The sequence below is a fragment of the Alloalcanivorax marinus genome (assembly GCF_016906305.1).
GTDB lineage: Bacteria > Pseudomonadota > Gammaproteobacteria > Pseudomonadales > Alcanivoracaceae > Alloalcanivorax > Alloalcanivorax marinus.
On record NZ_JADDOL010000023.1, the window covers coordinates 38,045 to 59,102 of the forward strand.

Here is a 21,058-nt window from a genome sequence, read left to right on the forward strand (position 1 = left end):
CGCCGATCAGCCCAGCACGCGGGGCAGGAAAAGAATGATGTCCGGAAACGCCATCAGCACCGCCAGCACCAGAATGTCCATCACCAGGAACCAGAGCACGCCCTTGAAGATGGCGCCGGTGGCGACCAGATCGCCGACCACGCTTTTGATCACGAAGATGTTCATGCCGATGGGTGGCGTCACCATGCCGATCTCCAGCAGTTTGGTGAGCACCACCCCGAACCAGATCAGGCTGAGATCGACGCTGTCGATGATCGGCAGCACGATGGGCAGTGTCAGCAGCATGGCGCCAATGGGCTCCAGGAACATGCCCAGCAGCAGATAGATCAGCACGATGATCAGCAGTATCGCCAGGGTGCTGGCGCCGGCGTCGATCACCATCGACGACAGGAAATCGCCGGCGCCGGACAGCGACAGGAAGCGGGTCAGCAGGCTGGCGCCCATGGCGATGATCAGCAAGGTGCCGGTGGTGAGCAGGGTTTCCAGCACCGCGTCGCGGAAGCGGCCCCAGGTGAGTGTGCGTTTGCACAGCGCCACCACGCAGGCCAGGGCAGCGCCCACGGCGCCCGCTTCGGTGGGCGTGAACAGCCCGGCGAACAGACCGCCAAAGATGCCGACCATGATCGCCACCACCGGCCACACTTCCCACAGAGCTTTCCATTTCTCGGCGCGGTCGATGTGCTCCGTGGTGGAGGGCGCCAGGGCCGGATTCAGTTTCACCCGGGTCACCACCACGATGATGTAACCGAGCACCGTGATCAGGCCGGCGGCGATGCCGCCCAGGAACAGCTTGGTGATCGACTCCTGGGCGATGATGCCGTACAGAATCATGATGATCGACGGCGGCAGCAGCGCCCCGACCGTACCGGCAATGGCCACGGTGCTGGTGGCGAGACCGGGCTGGTAACGGTGCTCGATCATCTCCGGCACGGCTACCCGGCCCATGGCGGCGGAGCAGGCCACCGACGAACCGCACACCGCGGCGAAGCCGGTGGTGCCGAAAATGGACGCCACCGCCAGCCCGCCGGGAATACGGGTCAGCCACAGGCGCGCCGCCCGGAACAGGCCCTGGGTCAACTGTGCGTGGTAGCACACGTAGCCGAGCAACAAGAACATGGGCACCGAGCTCAGCACCCAGTTGGCGGAGAACTGATAGGGAATCAGACCCAGGGACCCCCAGGCGATGCCCCAGCCCATCATGTACCAGAGGCCGGCGAAGGAGACGCCGATCAGTGCCAGGGCCACCGGCAAACGCAGGGCGATCAACACGAACAGCACCGCCAGCCCGGACAGGCCGATTTGAACGTCACTCACGGGGCGCGCCCTCCCCGCTGGCCTGGGGGCGCACGTCCGCCTCGCGGCGGCGCTCTTCGTCGCTGACACGCAGCCCGCTGCGGGCGCCGGTCAGATACACCAGGAATTTATAGGCCAGCACCAGCACCATCAGGCCCAGGCCAAGCGGCAGCATAAAGTAGCCCGGCCAGGTGATGATGGTGGTACCCCCTTCCACCAGGGCGGCGCCGCTTTGGTATTTGGTGACGGCTTCGTCCCAGGTCTTGACGGTCATGAAGCCGACCACGATGGCGCTCACCGGCAGCAGCCAGTGCGCCAGATGGCGCTGCAGCTTATCGGGCAGGCGCTCCACCACCACTTCCACGCTGACATGGGCATCCAGCTTTTCCGCGTAGGCCAGCGGCACGAAGGCGGCGATCACCATGTAGTAGTTGGACACATAGGTGATGGTGCCGGGAGGCGGTGACGAAAACAGAAAGCGCAGCACCACATCGGCGGTGATGTGCAGCATCATCAGCGCGATGGCAAGCCCGCCGATCAGGGTGGTGAAATCCGTCAGGCCCGAAAGCCAACGTCCTAGCCGGTACATCATGTTTTCTCCCGCATGCCCACGGGCCGGTTCAGGCGCGCGCCTGGAAGCGCACCCGGGCGGTGGCCACGGTGGTGGTTTTATCGTTCTGATTGTTCAGCGTCAGGCTGAGGGTGGCGCCCTGTTCATCGCACTCGGTGACCTGGCCGGCGCCGGTCAGCACGTCGCCGAGATAGGCGGCCAGCCGGTTGCTGTAGGTAAACGAGGCCAGCACGCCATGCTCGCCGAGCCACTCCTCCACCATCTGTGTCAGCCAGTCGCCTTGCAAAGGGCCGTCGATCAGCAATTGTGGATGACCCTCGGCTTGCTGCGTGTAGGGCAGATCGTAATGAATGCGGTGCGGATTCCAGATCGCCGCGTTATAAAGAAAAAGCTGCACGCTGTCCGCTTCGAAGCGGCGCGTTTCCAGAGTGTCGCCAATGGCGATCGAAAGTCTGGACATGGCGGTTACCTCGCGATCCGGGTGAGATATTCGGTGACCACGGGTTCGCCGTCCCGGGTTTCGAAACGGTTTTCGAACACCATGAAAATCAGCGGTCCGGAGCCGCCTTGCTTTTCGTAAAGATCCGACAGCTTTTGCCGGCAGACCAGCACCTGGCCGGGCAGGATCCGGCCGTGAACGCGGTATTCGCTGCCGCCGGCCATGATGCGTTTCAATGGCAGCTCGGGAATCAGCGGGCTGTCCGGCTGGCGCCCGTCCGGCAGCAGCTCGGACAACGGAATCACCGGCATCATGGCGCTGAACAGGAACAACAATGGCGCCTCGTCACCGTTCAGATAGCGCTGCTGGCGCTGGCCGGTGGCCACTGCGTACTTACGGATGTCGTTGCGGCTGATCTCGAACTCGAACGGCGCCACCTCGGTGCCGATCAGCGCGCGCAGCTCGTCGGTCAGAATGCTCATGTCTTTATCGCCATAACGGTGGCCGCCACGGGTTGCGGGCCACAAAAAAGGGCGCGGCGAAAGGGGGCCGCGCCGTACTCTTAAAGACCGTGCTGGCTGACGTCCACTTTGGAGAAAATCTCCTGCCAGTAGAGGCCGGCCAGCGCTTCTTCGCTGTTCACGTCCTGGACCAGGCCGGTCCACTTTTCCAGCAGCGCGCGGAATTCCTTGATCAGGGCCTCGCCGTTCTCGACGCCATAGCGCGCTTTGTAATCCTCGGCGATATGTTGCATGTCCTGTTCGATAAAGGCACGGTTCTTCTCGATCAGCGCCGCGTCGGCATGGTGGATTTTGACGCCACGCTCCTCGGCCTCGGACAGAATGCGATCTTCATGCTGGTGGTAGATCCAGGGCACACCGGCGGAGAACACGCTGGCGGCGCGCAGCATCACGGTGCGCTGTTCCTCGGACAGATCCTTCCAGGTATCGGCGTTGATATTGGTGCCGGCGATCGGCATCGGGCCGCCGGGTACGTCCATGTTGATGTCGGTAACCACATCGGTGAGGCCGAAGTTATGGATTTCCGGTGATGCCAGCACGATGCAGGACACCACGCCCTGGCTCAGGGCCTCGAACATTTCGTTGGCGGACATGGTCACCGGCGAGGCGCCCACCGCCTCCGCCCAGCGTGACCAGTTGGCCGCGCCGACGCGCAGGCGCATGCCTTTCAGGTCCGCTTCGGTTTCCACCGGTTTATTGCACACCAGACCGTAGGAGGTGCCGCCGGTGCTGCCGGTGTACACCTGGTTCTGCTTCTTGAACTCCTGGTTGCACTCCGGGCATTTGAAGAAGGTGAACTCGGAAAGCGCGCCCATGAAGATCATGCCCTCCCGGCCGCGTGCTTTTTCACCCAGCAGGCCCACCAGCATGGAGGCTTCCACCGCCACGTTGCTGTGCGGAAATTCGGACGGGAAATAGGAGGTCAGCACGAAACCGATGTCGGCCATGCCGTCGCGCACGCCGCCGGAGGTTTCCGCGAAGTTCAGCAGTGACATGGGAAAGACACGCACCTTGAGATCACCGTCCGACTGTTCCTCGACGGTCTCGGCGTACTGCTTGGCCACATCGACCACGAAGGAACTGGGCGGATGACCGATGGCGTAGCGCAGGGTGCGCGCGTCGGCGGCGCCGCTCAGGGTGCCGAACAGGACGGTGCAGACCAGCGCCAGGCTGGCGAAATGTTTACCGTTCATAGCGATACCTTATTTTGTTGTTTAATGGTTTCTTGCTCAGGGGCGCGGCGTTACACCACACCGTCCCGCCGCAGTGCTTCCAACTCTTGCTCGGAGCGGCCCAGCCAGCCCTGGTACACCGCCTGGTTGGACTCGCCCACCATGGGTGCGCGGGCGCCCTGCTCGTTGGTGCCGCCGGACATCTTTACCGGGTTGCCGAACACCTCGAAGCGGGCGCCGCGGTAGTCCACCGGGATCACCATGTTGCGCTCGCGCACATGGGGATCCTCGACCACCTCGTCGATGGTCTTGATCGGCGAAAGCGGGAATCGGGACCCGGTCATCTCTTCCAGCTCCGCCTTGGTGTAGGCGGCGCACCAGCGCTCCACCACCGGATGCACGCGGCGCTGGTACACCTCGTGGTCGAAACGCTTGGCCATGGTGTCGATTTCGGGGTCGCTGATCAGGGCTTCGTCGCCGAACACCAGGCAGGCTTCGCGCCAGAATTTGTCCGTGTAGGCGCCGAAGAACACGTAGCCGTCCTTGCAGGCGAAGCGGCCGTAGGGTTTGACGAACGGATGGCCGTTGCCTTCCGGCACCGCCACCTTGCCGGTGGCGGTGTAGTTGACCAGGGCGTTCTCGGTCAGCGAAATGATCGAGTCCTGCTGGGAAATATCCACGTGCTGGCCCTGCCCGCCGCGCTCCGCCTCGCGCAAGGCGCCCAGGGTGCCGATGGCGCCGTACAGCGCGGCGCTCAGATCGCCGAGCACCGTGCCCACGCGCATCGGCTCTTCCACGGTGCCGTTCATGGACCAGAGCCCGCCGGACGCCTGGGCGCTGCTGTCGAAAGCGGGGCGCGGCGCGTTGGGTCCGTTTTGCCCGAAGCCGCTGATCGAGGTCATCACGATGGCCGGGTTGGTGGCCTTGAGTACCTCATAACCCAGGTCCAGTTTGTCCATGGTGCCGGGCCGGAAATTCTCCAGAACGATGTGCGCCTTGCCCACCATTTCCAGGAACAGGTCGCGGCCGGCGGCCGCTTTCAGGTCGAGGCTGATCGCCATCTTGTTTCTGTTGTATTGCGCGAAGAAGCCGCTGATGGCTTCTTCGCTTCCGCCGAGGGCCGGAGGAAAAGCGCGGGTCAGGTCCGGGTCGCGAGGATGCTCGATCTTGATCACGGTGGCGCCCATGTCGGCCAGCAGCATGGCGCAGTACGGGCCGGCGACGACGCGCGTCAGGTCCAGAACGATAACGTCCTTGAGCGCGCCCTTGGGGGGCAGGGGCAGACCGGTGTTTTCGATCATCTCTCCTCCGGATTTTTTGTCGTATTGTTGGCGCGCTGGGCGCGGGCCACCCGGGATTGGGTGGCGCGACCCAGGTGCTGGTCCACGAAGCCGCCGGCGGCCACCAGCCGGTCCAGGTCCACGCCGGTGTCCAGGCCGAGGCCTTCGAACAGGTACACCAGCTCCTCGCTGGCCACGTTGCCGGTGGCGCCGGGCGAGTAGGGGCAGCCGCCCAGGCCGGACACCGAGCTGTCGAACACGCGCACGCCTTGTTCCAGGGCGGTCAGACAGTTGGCCACCGCCATGCCCCGGGTGTCATGAAAGTGCACCGCCAGCCGTTGCACCGGTATGTCCGTGGCGCAGGCGGTCAGCAGCGATTTCACCGCCGACGGCACGCCGGCGCCGATGGTGTCGCCCAGGCTGATTTCATGGCAGCCCAGCCGCGCCAGCGCCGAGGCGGTACGCACCACCTGGGCCACCGGCACCGCGCCGTCGTACGGGCAGCCGAGCACGCAGGATACATAACCCCGCACCGGCACACCGTGCTCGCGGGCCTGCGCCAGCACCGGTTCGAAGCGGGCCAGGCTGTCGGCGATGGAGCAATTGATATTGCGTTGGTTGAACGTTTCCGAGGCGGCGGTGAACACCGCCACCTCATCGGCGCCGGCGGCCAGCGCCGCGCTCATGCCGCGCTCGTTGGGCACCAGCACGCTGTAGGTCAGATCCGGCCGCTTCGGTAGCCGCGCCAGCACCTCGTCGGTGCTGGCCATTTGCGGCACCCAGCGCGGCGATACGAAGGCGCCGGCCTCGATATGCCGCAGCCCCGCCTCGACCAGACGCCCGATCAGCTCGGCGCGCACCGCCGGTGTCAGCGTGCGGGCTTCGTTCTGCAGCCCGTCGCGGGCGCCGACCTCCACCAGCCGGACCGCCTCGCTCATTGCTCGCGCAACGCTTTCAGCAGGGCTTCCGCGCGGTCCGCGCGCACGTCGTGGTTCTCCACCATTTGCCGCACCAGCTGATCCACCTCGGCGCCCCGGGCGCCGGCGGACAGCGCGATATTGCGGGCATGCAGCGCCATATGACCGCGCTGAATGCCCTCGGTGGCGAGCGCGCGCAGGGCGCCCAGGTTCTGCGCCAGGCCCACCGCCACGGCGATCTCCGACAGCTCCTGGGAGGTCTTCACGCCCAGCAGCCGCAGGGACAATTGCGCCAGCGGATGGGTCTTGGTGGCGCCGCCCACCAGGCCCACCGGCATCGGCATCTCGATGGTGCCCACCAGGTGGCCGCGGGCGTCCTTCTCCCAGGTGGTCAGCGAGCCGTAATGGCCCTTGCGGCAGGCCCAGGCGTGGGCGCCGGCTTCCACCGCCCGCCAGTCGTTGCCGGTGGCGACGATCAGCGGATCGATGCCGTTCATGATGCCCTTATTGTGCGTGGCCGCGCGGTACGGATCGATGGCGGCGAACGTGTAGGCGTCGATGATACGGTCGATCACGTCCGCGCCACCAAAGGCATCTGTTTCAAAGTGTTCGGGAGCGATGGACACCTGGGCGCGGGCCAGCCGCAGGTCGGCCAGGTTGGACAGAATACGCAGGCGCACCTTGCCGCCGGTGATCTCCTCCATCAGCGGTGCCACCGCTTCGGCCATGGTGTTAACGGTGTTGGCGCCCATCGCGTCGCGCACGTCCACCACCAGGTGGGCCACCACCATGGGGCCGCGCGGGCTGTCGGTGAACAGATGCACCTCCAGGTCACGGCAGCCGCCACCCAGCTTGTTGAGCAGGGCGTCCTTGCTGTTCGCCAGCTCGATGATGCGCTGGCGATGGCGCAGCAGGCTCAGGCGGGCGTGGGCCGGATCGTCCAGGCCGATGATCTGAATCTGCGCGCGCATCAAGGGCGCGCTGCTGGAGGTCAGGAAGCCGCCCGCGGGGCGCGCCAGTTTGGCCATGTAGGACGCCGCCGCCACCACCGAGGGCTCTTCCACCGCCATCGGCACCACCACCTCGCGACCGTTGATCATAAAGTTGCCGGCCAGCCCCAGGGGCAGCTCGAACTTGCCGATCACGTTCTCGATCATGCCGTCGGCGATTTCCATGGGCAGCGCGCCCTGGTCGCGCAGCAGGGCGGTGTCCTTCTCGCTCAGCCCGAACTGTCGGCGCAGCACCTCCAGGCGCTCGGACGGAGAAAGATTGCGGAAACCGGGGAGTTGGGAACTGGCAGTCACTGAAGACCCCTTCTGGGCAGCGTTGTTGTTAGAGGGCGCGTGTGATCGCGCCGGTTTCGATCTAACATATCGGCGCCTGTACCCATGAAAAAGGTACAGTTAGCACAAACAGTGGGGCGGACCAAAAGGACATCGTGACGATGCGGAGAATCACCCTGACACAACGGATCGCGTCCGATATCGCGGGACAGATTGCCGAGGGTATCCTCCGCGAAGGGGACAAGCTGCCGTCTCTGCGGGAGTACATGCGGCTGCACGGTTACTCCAAGAACACCGTGATCACCGCCTACGAATACCTGGCCGCCGAGGGTCTGGTGGAGGCCCGCCACGGACGTGGCTTTTTCGTGCGCGCGGTGCCCGCCGCCGGCGACGGAGACCAGACGCCGCCGCCCTATGCCCGGGCTCTGGACACCATCTGGATGATGCGGCAGCAACTGGTGCGGGAGCCGGGGCACTCCCATCTGGGCGAAGGCTTTCCGCCGGTGGATTGGCTGATGGACATGCGTCTGGACAAGTTTCATCGCCAGGTGGTGCGCGGTGGCGTCACTACCCTGTTCCGTTACGGCAACCGCTACGGCAACGCCAGCCTGCGCGAGCAACTGGTGAAAAAGCTGGCCGGCTACGGCATCAACGCCGGCCCCGGCCAGATGCTGACCACCTTCGGCGCCAACCACGGCATGGACCTGATCATCCGTCGCTTCGTCAAACCCGGCGACCCGGTGCTGGTGGAAAGCCCCGGCTATTACCCCCTGTTCGGCAAGCTGCAGCTGCACGGCGCGCGCATGCTGCCGGTGCCCCGTCGCATTGATGGCCCGGACCTGAACGCGCTGCAACGCTGGCTGGAACGGGAAAAGCCGGCCCTGTTCTTCATGCAATCGGTGGGGCACAACCCCACCGGCACCGACCTGTCCGAGGAAAAGGCCCGGCGCATTCTGGAACTGGCGGAGAAGCACAAACTGCTGGTGGTGGAAAACGACGCCATGGCCGACTTCAAGCTCAACACCTGCACCCGGCTGTCCACCCTGGACCAGTTCCGTCGCACCCTCTACGTGGGCAGCTTTTCAAAGCCGATCTCCGCGGCCCTGCGGGTGGGTTTTCTGGCCGGTGACGAAGGCCTGATCAGCGAGCTGGCGGACGTGAAAATGCTGCTGCACATCGGCGGCACCGAATACGCCGAACGCACCGTGGACGTGATTCTTCGGGAGGGGAATTATCTGCGCCATCTGTCCCGGCTGCAGGAAAAACTGCGCGCCGCCACCGTCACCGGCCTGCGCGTGCTCGACGAACTGGGCGCCGACGTCTTCCACCGCCCCGAGCAGAGCCTCTATCTCTGGGCTCGCTTCCCCGGCATCGGCGACGCCAACGACCTGACCCGCCGCTGCCTGGAACGGGGCGTCATGCTCGCCCCGGGTTCGATCTTCTCGGTGGACCGCCGCGACCGGGTGCCCTGGACCCGGCTCAACGTGGCCTATCTGGACGACCCGGCATTCCGCGCCAGCTTGCGGACCTGAGCGGCGGCTGGCGCCGTCAATCGATGGGGTGATTCCTCGCGGCAGGAAAGTTCGAGCAGTTCAGTTAGAAACGCCTTCCAGACCCTGTAGATCATAAAACGTCCCTGGCTCGGGAAACTGCGAAAGCTGACGTTGGGCAGGCCAGCGGCCAGGCCACGGGCGCTGCCGATGGAGATGATGCGGTCCTCCTCCCCGTGCCAGTAGGTGATAGGCACGCTGATCTGGCTGAGATCCACATGCCAGGGGTGCTGCATACGCAGATACTCATCAATGATGATGCGGGCGCCTTGGAAATGACTGAGCTTCATGCGCTCGATCAGCCGGGCCAGCAGGTCCGGGTCTCCGAGTACGGCCTGGTCTTCGGGGCACAGGGATTTGGCCAGCCGTGAGAAATACTTTTCCGGCGAGCGCTGCATTCCGCGCAGGGCGAGCCGTCCGACCAAGACGAACAGACGTGGATCCTTACGGAAGATACGCAGCAGCATGGCGTGGATAGGGTCAAGCTTGTCCAGCTCGAAGTGTTCGATCGGAACAGTACTGGATAGCAGCCCCAGTCGATCAAACAGATCCGGATCCATAGCGGCGGAGCACAGTGCATAGGGACCGCCGCCGCAATAGGCCGCCATCGGTGGTCGTTCGATGTCGAGATGGCGGCATAGCGCGCGGATATCCGGACTGAAATCCCGGAACTCCATCTCCGGCCTTGCGGTTGAAAGGCCGTAACCGGGCCTTACGATCAGGATCATGCGCAGACCCTGTTCGCGATACCAGGTTTCGAACAGGCGGTGGTCTGGGAGTGCGCCACCGAGGTTATCCAATGTCAGGACCGGCCGCCCGGCTGGATCACCGTACTCGAACCAGCTCAATACCCGGCCGTCGGCCAGAGTCATGGTGCGCTCCGGTACCGGTGAGGTCGTCCCGGGCGGAGCGGTCTGCACCAGAGCATGCCCCATTGCCTGGCTTACCAGTTGTACCTGGCTGTTGACGTCCAGCTTTGCCATGGCGGACTTGATTTGAGCGCGAGCGGTATGAACGCTGATCGACAGCAATGCCGCGCTTTGATTGAGATTTCCGATCTTACACAGCAGGTGAAGAAGGCGGGATTCCGCATGAGTGATGGGGAAGATGGCTTTCAAGGATTCGGGAGAGGGAGTCACCACATTCTGACCCGCCAATACCCAGATAATAGTCCGCACCCGGCTAATGGTCCCCGCGGCGTCGGACTTCTTCACTGGCAGACAGAGCAGGGTCACCGCGGCGTGTCGTGAAGTGAGCAGTTGGGTATGCCGGCCGGCCGCGCGGTTATTGACCCGCTTCAATGACTGCTTCAATTCCCGGTCGGCGATGCGTAGTTGCCCATCGGGGAGCAAGGTTACCGGCTCGCGGGTGAGCGTCTGACGCGCCGCCAGGTTGCATTCCACTACATGCATTTCCTGGTCGAGCATCAGCATTGGCCAGGGCATTTGGTCATACATGGTATTGAGGAGCTGTGTGCGGTCCTCAAGAGCATGTATATAGGAGCTGCCGCGTACCGCCCGCTCAAGGTGGCCGATCAAGCGTTCCACATGAACGGGCGCATCGGGGGTATCCCTTGACGGCGTGGTGTAGGTCCAGCCGGTAATGGTGTCCAGCAGTTCCACCCAATCGCCGGGGGACAAGGCTGTTTCATAGATCTTGCCAATCAGATCGTCATTATCATTCTGCAAGACAGAGGCCCCGGGCTCGGCGAAATATGACCTTGATCATAGAAAGCGTTTGCCGGGGGTGCAACGAAAACGGCCCCGACGGAGCGGGGCCGGAATTGGCCTGCGGATTTTTTACTGTATGTCGGGAGTGTCTTCCGTAACATCGACCAGCACCACCAGGCCGAGTTCATTGGGATCGCCATCATCCGGTACCCAACGGGTGGTGAACACCCCCAGGCTGGCATCCTGGTTGAAGAACCCTTCCATGAGGTTATGACCGTCTTCGTCGTTGAGGGTCAGTGTTGTGGCGCCCTGGGCGTCGACGCTCACGGCCACGGGTTGATTGACGCTGTCCTGCTCCACGGAAAGATCACCGCCGAGACCGCGTTTTTCCACCACGGTAAAGTTGCCGTCCAGGGTGCCGGCGGTGGCACTGCTCAGATTGATGTAGCTGTTGAACCGGCTGTTGATCATCTCAATATCACTGGTGCCGTTACCGACGCCTTCCAGTGACACGGACAACAACATCAAACGGTATCGCTTACCGGCGATATCCGGGGTGCTTTCCGGTAATTTCACCATCAGAGTTTTGTTGAATTCCGCCCAGAGAGTGTCGTTGTTTTCGGTTTCCGCGAAGGCGATGAAGTCGAAGTCGTCGTTGATGAACCCATCGGTGGCCGTCGGCTGCCCTTGTTCGCTGCCCGCCGAAACAATATCCCCTTGGGCGGAAGTGACAATAGGCTCTCCCGTGGAGCCGTTTTCGGATAGGGCCATATAGGTGGCGCCGCTGCTTTCCAGTCCGACCCGGTGCCCGGTGCCGCCGCCTTGGTCGAAGGTGCCGTCGCCGTTAAAAGTGACGCGGCTGACTTCAGTCTGCAGCTCGATAACACCGGACTGCACGTAGGTCTCCATGAAAACCCGCCCGAAAGTGCCGTTAAGATCGGAGCTCTCCATGGACGAGGGGGTGCGTGCGAAGACCTCCAGGGCCCGAAACGCCTCGTCTCCTTTCCGGTCATTGGGGTTCAACGCATCCGGTTGCTGATCACCATTGGTGTCGGTGGTGCCATAGCGTACCGCGGCTTCCTGGGAAAGCAGGAAAAACAGGCCTTTCTCTTTCACTTTCTGCAGGTTGTAGACCATTGCGGGGTAGCGAAAGGCGTAATCACCGTTCACGCTTTCTTCGAAGGGGCCCTCTATGGTGAGGAGGCCGGAATCACTCAAGGTACCCGAAAGGACTTCACTATCCTCGATGCCGGTTTCATAGAACAGTGAAGCGGTTGCCACACTGGGGCCGGAGAAGTTGGAATAGGCATTCTCTTCGGTCTCCAGCGTGATTGACACGACATTGTCACCGCCGTCGGCGAAACGGAATTCGCTTAACCAGAGATCATTGGCGAAGGTGCCGAAGTTTTCGTTGTCGCTGTCATGCAAGCCCAGGCCGAAGGCGGAGCTACGATAGTTGCCGGCAACGCCGCTGGCATCGCCCGGTTGACTATTGATGGCCGCGACCTGCTGTTCCACAAACTCACCCACTTCCAGGTCCAGTTTGGAAAGCATGTCACTGAGATCGTTGCCTGCGGTGAGGTCGAACGTATCCACCTTGCCTTTTAATGTCACCACTTCGGAGACGGTCAACTGGTCAAGATCCGCCCCTTGTTCAATAAATTTTCGCAGCACGAATTCGGATGCCGGATTGATGTCCACTGTCTGGTCGACCACCTGGGCGCGCATCTGAGCACCGGACCCGGTGATACGCACGAGCAGATTGCCCGCCAGGTTCACATCTTGTGGCAGGGGCAAAGTATAATCCCCGCTGATCGAGGTAACCGTTTCCGCAAGCACATCGCCCACCGGGTTGCCTTCGTCATCGACTCGCAGAAGTTGGACGGTGGCACCCGCCACCGGATCGAGACCGGTGATCGCCGCATTGGCGGAGGAAATCAGCAGGTTCAGGGCGATCTCCAGAAAGCCCGGTTGAGGGTGAATGGCCACCGCCCCGGCTGGAGCGGTGGCGGTACCGTTGATGCTCAGGCCGGCATCGCCATCCTCGGCGCCGCCGCCGGAAGAGGAGGAGCCGCCGCACCCGGAAAGAAGTGTGGCCGATGCCACCGAAGCAATGAGGAGTAAGGCCGTTTTTTTCATCGTCGTTCCACCAGTCCCAAATCAAAGTTTCTTGAGTGTAGGGAGTAGGTAGAACGCGGACATACCCCATATGGGCTATCCGTGGATTCCACCGGGGCCAGAGCCTGTGCCCCGGGCCTTTCTTTTCTTTATTACTTCGGCTTGAAATCGGGCCTGGATGCCCACCAGGTTGCCCACCTTTTATGGTGGGCAGTGGTGGATATGCTCGGACTGGCTGGTAAGGGAATTCGTGCGAAAGTGCAGCTAAAAACAGGGATTTAAGGATTGATTGAAATATCCTGAGACTTTATTCGATATTCTGCACCTGCTCAAAGAATAATAAATTAAAATCCTTTAAAAACAGATGTTTGATTTAGATTTTTCATCGATCTTCGCCAAGTACTACCCATTTTACTACCCATGGATAGAAATTTTATCTCTGATTGGCCCAATCGGTTACTACCCATGATTATAAACTGGGATAAGTGGGAAACTGGGAATTTCTGATCCTTTTCCGATTTACCAACACCTTGTCTCAACCGAAAAAACCTGCTGGCAAGTCTAACAAGAGCGGCACTCCCGATGCACCACCGCTGATACACCGAAGTTTGTACTGTCAGTACAAAATATTGATTTTATTAATTATTTTTCCGTTTTGCTCTTGCGTATTTGCAACTTCGTGCGAGTATTTTAGAAAACGCAGGAGTTCAAAATGACCAAGTTGAAGACCATTTGTTTTGCTGTAACTACAGCCGCGCTCGCGGGTTGCGCTGCCACGCCTCGACACTATGACGACGAATCATCCCGCGCACTGAATCTGGCCCGTGCCGGCGGCGTCTACGATCAGGACCTGCGGGATTCACCAGACGGGACGCGCTCGTATCGAAAGGGTTTGTTGGTAAGCGCCCTCAACCTGGCCAGTCTGGCTACCTCATTAGATGCGCCGCTTCGTCATCTTACCGGCACCCAGACGCTGCTCCTCAACGCCACTGACATCATGATGACGCCGGACAACCCTTCGGCGCGACCCAGCCTGATGGGCTGGATGCCGGAATCACAGGCGGCGAGCGAGGATGACGCCTATGACCACTATGCCGCAGTCGTAGATGAGGCCATCACACAGGCCGCCAAATCGATGGCAATTACGGCAACGAAACTCACAGACGTGAAGACGCCGGAGATTGACGGGCACCCGCTCATGCTATGGTCGGTAACAGCAGAGCAATATGGCTGTGCCGATAGCAACTGCATCATCGCCTACAACATCCAACAGCCGAATCACTGGAAGACACCACGCTATGTCATCGGTGGTGAAGCTGCCAGTTACAACATCGCTGCCAACCACCCCGAGAAATATTCCCGACTGGTATTTCGGCAGTCCGGCCATGAACGTACCTTTCCAGTAGATGAGTTCTATGGCGCTGTCAGCGCCGACATGCCTCCCTGGATAGTGATGTACTTTCCACCGAACACCGTGATCCAGGACGGCGTGCCGCTCCCCTATCCGGTGTTGTATGAACAGGGCCAACAGCTGATGTTCAGGGAGCCCGGCCATGAGTGACTGGCACGATGAACTTGAGTTGGCACTGCTGCCGCTGGAGGACCTGAGAGTCGATAGCGTCTACATGACTTTTGTGATCAGCAATGCCCTGAGCGAGCGAGGCATCTTCCATCAATGCCGTATCGGATACGCGGAGGACCGACTGAGCCGAATGACCACCGCTCCCCATTGCTGGATCGAGCTCGAACAGGGCTGGTGTATCGATCTCCGGCTCAGACAGTGGCTGGGCGATGAGGACGACCTCCCTCATGGCGTATTCCAGCCAACCAACTACCCGCGAGCTCGATACCAAGGCACTGCGTTGGTGGTTCCACACCTGGACGTGGAAGATTTGAGGGCGATGACGAACGATGCCTACAGCAAGGTGAAACTGCCGTGGCTGGCCGGGCAAGCCGCAGCGGCCTGACGCCGGGCAAAACTTGCATTTTCTCAGGTTCTGGTAGCTTCAGTGTAAAGAACTATCGGGGACTGAGGCCGTGGTGAGAGTGGCAAAACTCGTAGCAGTGGGGCTCGCCGGAATCGGCGTTGTGGAGATCGCCTTTAGGGGCGCTGATGCTGCGCTTTACGCATGGTATCTATTGTTCGCGCTCTGGATGGTCGCACTGCTCACTCGCTTCGCACTGGCCGCAGTCGATGCTTACAAGACGGTTTTCGCCAAGGGACCCGATGGGGAAATGACATTTCCTGAATTCGAGAAAAAGATGGCGTCGTTTAGTCGAAGCAGTGATAGGGAAGAAAGCGGTCCGAGCAGCAGGACAACTTCCGGCACCGGGAGCCAAGACGGCACTGGCGATCTTTCCGATGACTTCAGAGTCAATCCGATCCTCCGGGAAGATGATCCGTTCGGGGAGTTCTTTGACTCTTGAGGCGGTTCCTTATGGGTACAGATCAGAGAAACCAGAGGTTCGAACCCGGTAACGGCCAACAGAACCACCTAAACCAGACCGGCCAGAGAGAACCACTTATAACAGACTGAGGAACCGACAATGTTTATTCGAGCCTACCTTCGGGCATCCACGCAGGAACAGAATGCGGAGCGAGCCCGGGACTCACTGGTACAGTTCGCAGCCAACCACGGTCAGCGCATTGCGGCTTTCTATGTGGAGAACGTATCCGGAGCCACCTTGCACCGCCCCGAGCTAATGAAGCTGATTGCGGATTCGGGCGACGGTGACATTGTGCTGGTCGAACAGATCGACCGGCTAGCCCGCCTCAAACAGAGTGACTGGGACTCTCTCAAGCAAAAGCTGGCCGCCAAACGACTGGCCATTGTTTCCCCGGAATTGCCGACCAGTTGGCTCGCCCTGGAGAAGAAAGACAACACCGGCTTCACGGACTCTATTCTTCAGGCAGTCAACGCCATGATGCTCGACATGCTGGCTGCGGTGGCCCGAAAAGACTACGAAGATCGCCGGCGCCGCCAGTTCCAAGGCATCAACAAAGCCAAAACGGAGGGTAAGTATCAAGGGCGGCAGCGAGACCTGAAGCGCAGGCAACACATCGCCAGCCTTCTCAAGAGCGGCCACAGCTACAGCGAAATCCAGGAGATGCTGAGCTGCTCGCGGCACTTGATCGCGTCTGTCGCCAAAGAACAAAGACAGGCCGATGCTGCGGCCTGAAACCAACAAAGTGCCCTGACAGGGCAATCAACTATTGGAGACCTGAATATGCTGAATCTATATGCCACCCTGATTGCATTCCTGAGCTTTGTCGCGGTCGTACTTTTTATCTGCGTTATGGCCTACCGCAACGCCGATCGGCTGGAAGTGTTCCTGGAGCGAAAGTTCCGAAAAAGATCACCCCGACACAATGGCGATCTGAAATAAATTCGGGGCAAACCGGTGTTCTTGCCCAAAACGGGCAGTTTGAGAGCCGTGCCTACTGCGTCGTCCATGGCAGCATAATCGTGAAGTCGATATGAGGTTATGCACATGACGGACAAAACAGCCATGCTTCCCGAAGGCTTTCTATATTTGCTAGAACAGGAAGAAAAGCGGAGGCAGCAGCGGGAGGAGACGGGGCTTCCGGCTCTCACAATACTGATCGACGCCGCTCATAGTGGAGGCGGCCAGGCCCGGCATATCCGGCGATTCCTGCTTGGCCTTTATAACGCGAGCCACTGGCCATTCGAGTTGAACCGGTTGAGGGCCTTGGATACCGAACTGCAACAGGCAGCCTTGCAGGTTCTGGCGCTGGATTGGAATGGCCGGGAGGTTCACACCTATTTGCCGCATGGTGATGAGTTATTTCAGTCCTGGTGGGAGCGGGAATCGGAAACTTGATAGCTGCTGGCCTACGTGGTTTGAAATTTACCCAACCAAACAATAGGCGTTACCTCACAGCACTGGGCTGAGCGCAGAGAAACTGGAAGGGGTTTCTCCCTAGTCGTCGCGACGTGGCGGTTGAAACTGAGGGTGTCGGGACGGCGACTACGCAAGCCTTTCGCGGTGCGTTCGCCACGAGAACACTATTTCTAGGTATCGATTGCCAAGTTGCTTTTCCATCATACGGAACATGGCATTATGTCCGTCAGTATAGGCCCCGATCAGGATCAAGGACGCAGAGCGGTACTGGCTCAGCCCGCTCATACTATACGGCACTACCATTGCCGGTGGATGACCTTCACTCCAGCTGATCAACTCAGAGCTTTCCGAAATGTTATCCTGGGTGTTTGGGGTATCGCCTGTTGATTCATTTTCAAGTTAACCTGCCTCTACGGCCCGTTCCGTAGCGCTCAACCCGCTGCATCCCGGCCCCGATATCTGGCTTCTGCCTCCCGTCTGAGGCGTTACCTGGATCTGCGTACTGATGCGCTCCTTTAAAGCAGGCACGTGTGAAATAACACCGATCAGCTTGCCGTCCTGCTGCAGGCCTCCAAGAGTTTCCAGGGCGGTATCGAGGGCTTCATCGTCCAGCGTGCCAAAGCCTTCATCCAGGAACAGCGAGTCCACACGGACATTCTTGCTGGCCATATGGGACAGACCCAGAGCCAGGGAGAGACTGACGATAAAGCTTTCACCACCGGAAAGATTCTTCGTGGGCCGAATCTCCCCAGCCTGGTAGTTGTCAACCACGTTGAGCTCCAGGGGCTGAGCATCATGACGGACCAGCAAGTAGCGGTCGGTCATTTTTTGCAGTTGTCTGTTGGCGTGGCCAATCATCATTTCGAAGGTCAACCCCTGGGCAAAGTTTCTATACTTTTTACCGTCTGCGGATCCGATCAATTCGTGCAGGTTTTCCCACCTGCGACACTCTTTGCCCTGGGCCTCAATAGCCGCTTGTTTCTCTTTTATCCTCTCTTTGGCGGCCGTATTTTCGCTCAGCTTGTGCTTAAGACCGGCAATGATGTCCCGCAACTCCCTCAGAGACTCCTCGTACTCCTTGAATTGGGGTTCGAGCTCTTCCAGAGATTTGTCGGTCACTTTTCGGGCCATCTCTGTGGCCAAGCGCGTCTCCCGATCCTTTTGCCTGGCTTTCAGATCTGTTTGACGCTCATCCAGTTCATTGGCCTTAACCGCGAGCTCACCTCTCCGCTCAGAGGTCAATCTGGCTCCCAGAAACTGTTCTTCATCTGAAAAACCAACTGGCGTAAGTGCTTCGGAGAAATCAGTTTCCATCCTTCCCAGTTCCGGCTCTCGCTGGTCGATCCGCTTTCTCAGGGATTCGACATGGGCCTTTGCGGTATGCCACCTTTGCTGTAGTTGATTATGCTGATCTCTGGCCTGCCTCTCGGCAACTTCGGCGTCAAATACCGTCTTATTCAAACCGCGCTCTTCTTCGTCGGGATTCCTGTCGTCGTAAAGTGCTTTGCGCTCATCATTTCCTGCGGCAAATTCCGTTTTCAGTGTTTCCAGGCGCTCCCGTTTTTCGGCAAGGGAAGTGCTTTGGGTTTCGATAACCGCATCCAGTCTCTTGATCTCACTGTCGAGGTCGGCAACCTGTTTCTCGATGTCTGCCTTCTTCTTGACTTGGGCCTGCCATTCCTTCAGCCGTGCTTTGAGGGTCTCGAGCAGCGATGAAATGTCCGTTTCAGGGATGTTCTCAATACCAAGCGGCAGGAGCCTGGAGGAAACGGCGTGCCTGCGTTCGGCAAAGTCTGCACGGAGCTTTTCCAAGCTGCCCTTTACCTCGGCAAGTGTTCTTTCGGCTGCCTTTTTGTCATTAGCCGCCGCTGACTCCAGCTTTTCAGCCTCCGTCAGGTTTTTACGGGCCAAGCTTTCAGCTACTTCGAGCTTCTTGATGGCGGCTTCCTGATCCTCGGCTTTGTTGATCAGTTTGGTCAGCGCTTCAATCTTCTGTTCGGTTTCATCAGAGGCAGGCACATTCCCTTCCGCGAAGGGATGCTCGGTGGCCCCACAAAGTGGGCAGGGCTTGCCGTCTTCCAGTTTCGCCCGGTGATCTTCAAGCTCCGCTATTTTCGTCAGGAAGGCCATTTCACGCAGCAGAGTTTCCTTCTCCGTGCGATATTCGCGCAGCAAGCGGCCCCCCAGTAGCTGGCTCAAAACATCTTTGCCTTGCTGAAGCTGCTTTGATGCGTCCTCCAGCTCCTGCTTCCGAATGCCGGATTGCTTCTGACAGTCGTCGAGTGACGTTGTCGCCTGTTTCAAAGCGTTCTCGGCCGTTTCTTGATCGCTCTCTTTTTGAAGGGCTTCGCTTTGCCTAAAGAGCAGGCCTCTCAACTGCTCTTCAACACCAGCCAGGCCGCCGATCAGCCATTCATCCCGGGCATGCTCCTTGAGATACCCTTCAACAAGCTCCAATGCCTGTTGGGCCTTAATACGCTTCTCCTGTTCCTTGAGCCGGGTTTGTGTATCTGCGTCAATCTTTGCCGAATCCTTCTTGCAGGCCTCATCACCCGCCGTAACTGCCTTTTCCTGATCGGCAAGCTTCTGATCGAGGGAGCGAACCTTTTGCAATATCGGTGCGGCCGCTTTCAGCTCTTCTTTGGCCCGAGCGGTTTGTTGCTCAGCCGCGCTCATCGTCTCGGCTTGCTCCTTGGCGGAGGATTCCAATCCAGGGAGCGCCTCCTCCTCAGTTTTCAATGCCTCTCTGTCATCTGCCTGCTGTTTGCGGGTGGCCATAAGCGTTGCATATACGCCATCAAGCGAGGAGGCACTCAAAGCCCGGTTGAGCCTTTCACGATCGGGCTTGAACGCCCTAATATCAACATGCAGCTTGCTATCCTCATCGGCAAGATTGACGATTTCCTTCTTTAATCCATCGATGATGGAGAGCCAGGCAATGGCCTTTCCGGCCTCGGCGGACTTGGCGGCGAGGTCTGTTTCCTCCTTCTGCCTTGTCTCGAGTGTCTGCGCAATCTCTTGTTCCTGCTCCGGCTCGAGAATCGCGATGCCTGCTGTTTCAGCCTGCAGTAGGCTCAGCTTTTCTCGCTCTTCTCGCTGTCGCTCATGGACGCGAACGGATATCTGGCTGTAGATCTCTGTGCCCGTGATCTGCTCCAGGATCGGAGCCCGATCATCCGGTGCCGCCTGAAGGAACGCGGCGAAGCCGCCCTGGGCAAGCAACATGGAACGGGTAAAACGATCAAAGTCCATACCGGTAGCCGACTCGATCTGGTCGGCTACACCTCTCATCTTGGATTCGAAGATCTCGCCGGAATCAGCATTGGCAATTTCATGTTTCGGAGCCTGGAGCTCGCCATCCGGCTTCTTGCGTGCCCGATGTTGGCTCCAATGACAGCGGTAACGCCCACTCTGGGTTTCGAAGGTCACCTCGGCAAAACATTCGCCGGTCTGCCGGGACATGATTTCGTTTCCGCTCTTGGTAACCTTGTTCAGGCGAGGCGTCCGCCCATAGAGGGCAAGACAGATAGCATCGAGGATCGTAGTCTTACCCGCGCCGGTCGGGCCGGTAATGGCGAAGATGCCGTCAGACGCGAAGGCTGGGTGCATCAGGTCGATTTCCCACTCGCCTACCAGGGAGTTCAGGTTTTTGAAGCGTACCTGCAGTATTCTCATCGACAGCCCCTCTATTCCGCTTTCACGTCGTCTTCATAGAGAGACGAAACAGTTTCCTGGTAGGCCCGTAGCAGTTCAGGCCGCTGGTCTTCAGGCACTTCATGAACGGCTAGGCAGCGCTCGAACACGTCGTTCACATCCAGGTCGTCGAGTGTCTCCTCTTCATGGATTTGTCCCAGCACATGGTCGATGATGCGGTTGTTTTTGATCCGGAGGATCTCCACTCCAGTGCCAGAGACGGCGGTCTCCAGACGTTCGCGCAGGTCGCCAATGACCTCCTCACCTTCGTAGATGACTTCGACCCAGCCTTGAAAGTCTGTTGCCGACAGCTCGAGCATACGGCTTGAGATGCTCTCCCAGTCTCCCTTAACGCGCTCCAGCTTTTGAAACACTGGCACGTCGATCAGTTGCACGGATGGCGGCTTGCCCTGGCCCTCTTCATGATTAAAAACAACCAGGCAAACGCTCTTTTGCTGTTTTGCCTCCCCGAACCCCATGGGCAGAGGGGAGCCACTGTACCTGATGGTCTCTAGGCCATTCACCTTCTGAGGGACGTGGAGGTGTCCAAGCGCCAGATAGTCAAAGCTCGCTGGAAAAATCCCGGCCGTCACATGAGCCAGGGAGCCAACGTAGAGTTCGCGTACACCATCTGACCTTTCCCCCAAGTTAGCACCATCTGATCGATGAGATTTCATCAGATTACGC

Annotated in this window: 18 protein-coding genes; 6 read left to right on the plus strand and 12 right to left on the minus strand. The window is 59.8% G+C overall.

Annotation, left to right across the window (positions count from 1 at the left end):
• Positions 1-6 precede the first annotated feature (6 nt).
• The 8 genes from IM760_RS16105 to IM760_RS16140 form a co-directional block, all read right to left on the minus strand.
• Positions 7-1,314 (minus strand): TRAP transporter large permease subunit, encoded by a 1,308-nt coding sequence (locus tag IM760_RS16105; protein ID WP_204431276.1) that lies wholly within the window; start codon positions 1,312-1,314, stop codon positions 7-9.
• Positions 1,307-1,885, minus strand: a complete 579-nt coding sequence (locus tag IM760_RS16110; protein WP_239549917.1) for a TRAP transporter small permease — start codon at positions 1,883-1,885, stop codon at positions 1,307-1,309. Before IM760_RS16110 ends, IM760_RS16105 begins: the two co-directional genes overlap by 8 nt.
• Positions 1,886-1,913: 28 nt before the next feature.
• Entirely contained in the window at positions 1,914-2,324 is a 411-nt protein-coding gene (locus IM760_RS16115) for a hotdog family protein (RefSeq protein ID WP_204431277.1), read from the minus strand.
• Positions 2,325-2,329: 5 nt separating this feature from the next.
• Complete coding sequence (locus IM760_RS16120; RefSeq protein ID WP_204431278.1) at positions 2,330-2,785, minus strand: FAS1-like dehydratase domain-containing protein; 456 nt, start codon at positions 2,783-2,785, stop codon at positions 2,330-2,332.
• 80 nt (positions 2,786-2,865) lie between these two features.
• Positions 2,866-4,017, minus strand: coding sequence for a C4-dicarboxylate TRAP transporter substrate-binding protein (locus IM760_RS16125; protein WP_204431279.1), 1,152 nt, complete (start codon positions 4,015-4,017; stop codon positions 2,866-2,868).
• A 50-nt stretch (positions 4,018-4,067) separates the two neighbouring features.
• Complete coding sequence (locus IM760_RS16130; RefSeq protein ID WP_204431280.1) at positions 4,068-5,297, minus strand: CaiB/BaiF CoA transferase family protein; 1,230 nt, start codon at positions 5,295-5,297, stop codon at positions 4,068-4,070.
• On the minus strand, positions 5,294-6,214 hold the full coding sequence (locus IM760_RS16135) for a hydroxymethylglutaryl-CoA lyase (protein WP_204431281.1): 921 nt from the start codon (positions 6,212-6,214) through the stop codon (positions 5,294-5,296). Before IM760_RS16135 ends, IM760_RS16130 begins: the two co-directional genes overlap by 4 nt.
• Positions 6,211-7,497 carry a hydroxymethylglutaryl-CoA reductase, degradative gene (locus tag IM760_RS16140; protein WP_204431282.1) on the minus strand — a complete coding sequence of 429 codons (1,287 nt, stop codon included), beginning with the start codon at positions 7,495-7,497 and terminating at the stop codon, positions 6,211-6,213. The genes IM760_RS16135 and IM760_RS16140 overlap by 4 nt, the downstream gene beginning before the upstream one ends.
• 140 nt (positions 7,498-7,637) lie before the next feature.
• Between IM760_RS16140 and IM760_RS16145 the strand changes: the two genes are divergently transcribed.
• Positions 7,638-9,008 carry an aminotransferase-like domain-containing protein gene (locus tag IM760_RS16145; protein ID WP_204431283.1) on the plus strand — a complete coding sequence of 457 codons (1,371 nt, stop codon included), beginning with the start codon at positions 7,638-7,640 and terminating at the stop codon, positions 9,006-9,008.
• Here IM760_RS16145 and IM760_RS16150 read toward each other — a convergent pair.
• Together IM760_RS16150 and IM760_RS16155 are read right to left on the minus strand one after the other, a co-directional pair.
• Entirely contained in the window at positions 8,966-10,714 is a 1,749-nt protein-coding gene (locus tag IM760_RS16150) for a bifunctional helix-turn-helix transcriptional regulator/alpha/beta hydrolase (protein WP_239549918.1), read from the minus strand. The two genes, IM760_RS16145 and IM760_RS16150, sit on opposite strands and share 43 nt — an antisense overlap.
• A gap of 111 nt (positions 10,715-10,825) precedes the next feature.
• Complete coding sequence (locus tag IM760_RS16155; protein ID WP_204431284.1) at positions 10,826-12,835, minus strand: hypothetical protein; 2,010 nt, start codon at positions 12,833-12,835, stop codon at positions 10,826-10,828.
• Between the two features lie 691 nt (positions 12,836-13,526).
• On the opposite strand from IM760_RS16155, the gene IM760_RS16160 reads away from it, so the two are divergent.
• The 5 genes from IM760_RS16160 (at position 13,527) to IM760_RS16180 (ending at position 16,657) form a co-directional block, all read left to right on the plus strand.
• The gene (locus IM760_RS16160) at positions 13,527-14,375 is read left to right on the plus strand and encodes a hypothetical protein (protein ID WP_204431285.1); all 849 of its coding nucleotides are present in this window, start codon (positions 13,527-13,529) and stop codon (positions 14,373-14,375) included.
• Positions 14,368-14,781 carry a hypothetical protein gene (locus IM760_RS16165; RefSeq protein ID WP_204431286.1) on the plus strand — a complete coding sequence of 138 codons (414 nt, stop codon included), beginning with the start codon at positions 14,368-14,370 and terminating at the stop codon, positions 14,779-14,781. Before IM760_RS16160 ends, IM760_RS16165 begins: the two co-directional genes overlap by 8 nt.
• A gap of 79 nt (positions 14,782-14,860) precedes the next feature.
• Positions 14,861-15,241, plus strand: coding sequence for a hypothetical protein (locus tag IM760_RS16170; protein ID WP_239549920.1), 381 nt, complete (start codon positions 14,861-14,863; stop codon positions 15,239-15,241).
• Between the two features lie 120 nt (positions 15,242-15,361).
• The gene (locus tag IM760_RS16175) at positions 15,362-15,994 is read left to right on the plus strand and encodes a recombinase family protein (protein WP_204431288.1); all 633 of its coding nucleotides are present in this window, start codon (positions 15,362-15,364) and stop codon (positions 15,992-15,994) included.
• Between the two features lie 312 nt (positions 15,995-16,306).
• Positions 16,307-16,657, plus strand: coding sequence for a DUF7673 family protein (locus IM760_RS16180; RefSeq protein ID WP_204431289.1), 351 nt, complete (start codon positions 16,307-16,309; stop codon positions 16,655-16,657).
• A 420-nt stretch (positions 16,658-17,077) separates the two neighbouring features.
• Here the strand turns inward: IM760_RS16180 and IM760_RS16185 are convergent, their stop codons facing one another.
• A complete protein-coding gene (locus tag IM760_RS16185; protein ID WP_204431290.1) occupies positions 17,078-20,353 on the minus strand; it encodes an AAA family ATPase in 3,276 nt (1,091 codons plus the stop codon).
• 11 nt (positions 20,354-20,364) lie between these two features.
• The coding region (locus tag IM760_RS16190) for an exonuclease SbcCD subunit D C-terminal domain-containing protein (protein WP_204431291.1) at positions 20,365-21,058 on the minus strand (694 nt) is incomplete at its 5' end.

Excerpts from the sequence above, each read along its gene's own strand:
- IM760_RS16185 (WP_204431290.1), bottom strand. The coding sequence starts at position 20,353 with ATGAGAATACTGCAGGTACGCTTCAAAAACCTGAACTCCCTGGTAGGC.
- IM760_RS16115 (WP_204431277.1), bottom strand. The coding sequence starts at position 2,324 with ATGTCCAGACTTTCGATCGCCATTGGCGACACTCTGGAAACGCGCCGC.
- IM760_RS16130 (WP_204431280.1), bottom strand. The coding sequence starts at position 5,297 with ATGATCGAAAACACCGGTCTGCCCCTGCCCCCCAAGGGCGCGCTCAAG.
- IM760_RS16145 (WP_204431283.1), top strand. The coding sequence starts at position 7,638 with ATGCGGAGAATCACCCTGACACAACGGATCGCGTCCGATATCGCGGGA.
- IM760_RS16165 (WP_204431286.1), top strand. The coding sequence starts at position 14,368 with ATGAGTGACTGGCACGATGAACTTGAGTTGGCACTGCTGCCGCTGGAG.
- IM760_RS16160 (WP_204431285.1), top strand. The coding sequence starts at position 13,527 with ATGACCAAGTTGAAGACCATTTGTTTTGCTGTAACTACAGCCGCGCTC.
- IM760_RS16125 (WP_204431279.1), bottom strand. The coding sequence starts at position 4,017 with ATGAACGGTAAACATTTCGCCAGCCTGGCGCTGGTCTGCACCGTCCTG.
- IM760_RS16180 (WP_204431289.1), top strand. The coding sequence starts at position 16,307 with ATGACGGACAAAACAGCCATGCTTCCCGAAGGCTTTCTATATTTGCTA.
- IM760_RS16120 (WP_204431278.1), bottom strand. The coding sequence starts at position 2,785 with ATGAGCATTCTGACCGACGAGCTGCGCGCGCTGATCGGCACCGAGGTG.
- IM760_RS16175 (WP_204431288.1), top strand. The coding sequence starts at position 15,362 with ATGTTTATTCGAGCCTACCTTCGGGCATCCACGCAGGAACAGAATGCG.
- IM760_RS16110 (WP_239549917.1), bottom strand. The coding sequence starts at position 1,885 with ATGATGTACCGGCTAGGACGTTGGCTTTCGGGCCTGACGGATTTCACC.
- IM760_RS16135 (WP_204431281.1), bottom strand. The coding sequence starts at position 6,214 with ATGAGCGAGGCGGTCCGGCTGGTGGAGGTCGGCGCCCGCGACGGGCTG.
- IM760_RS16155 (WP_204431284.1), bottom strand. The coding sequence starts at position 12,835 with ATGAAAAAAACGGCCTTACTCCTCATTGCTTCGGTGGCATCGGCCACA.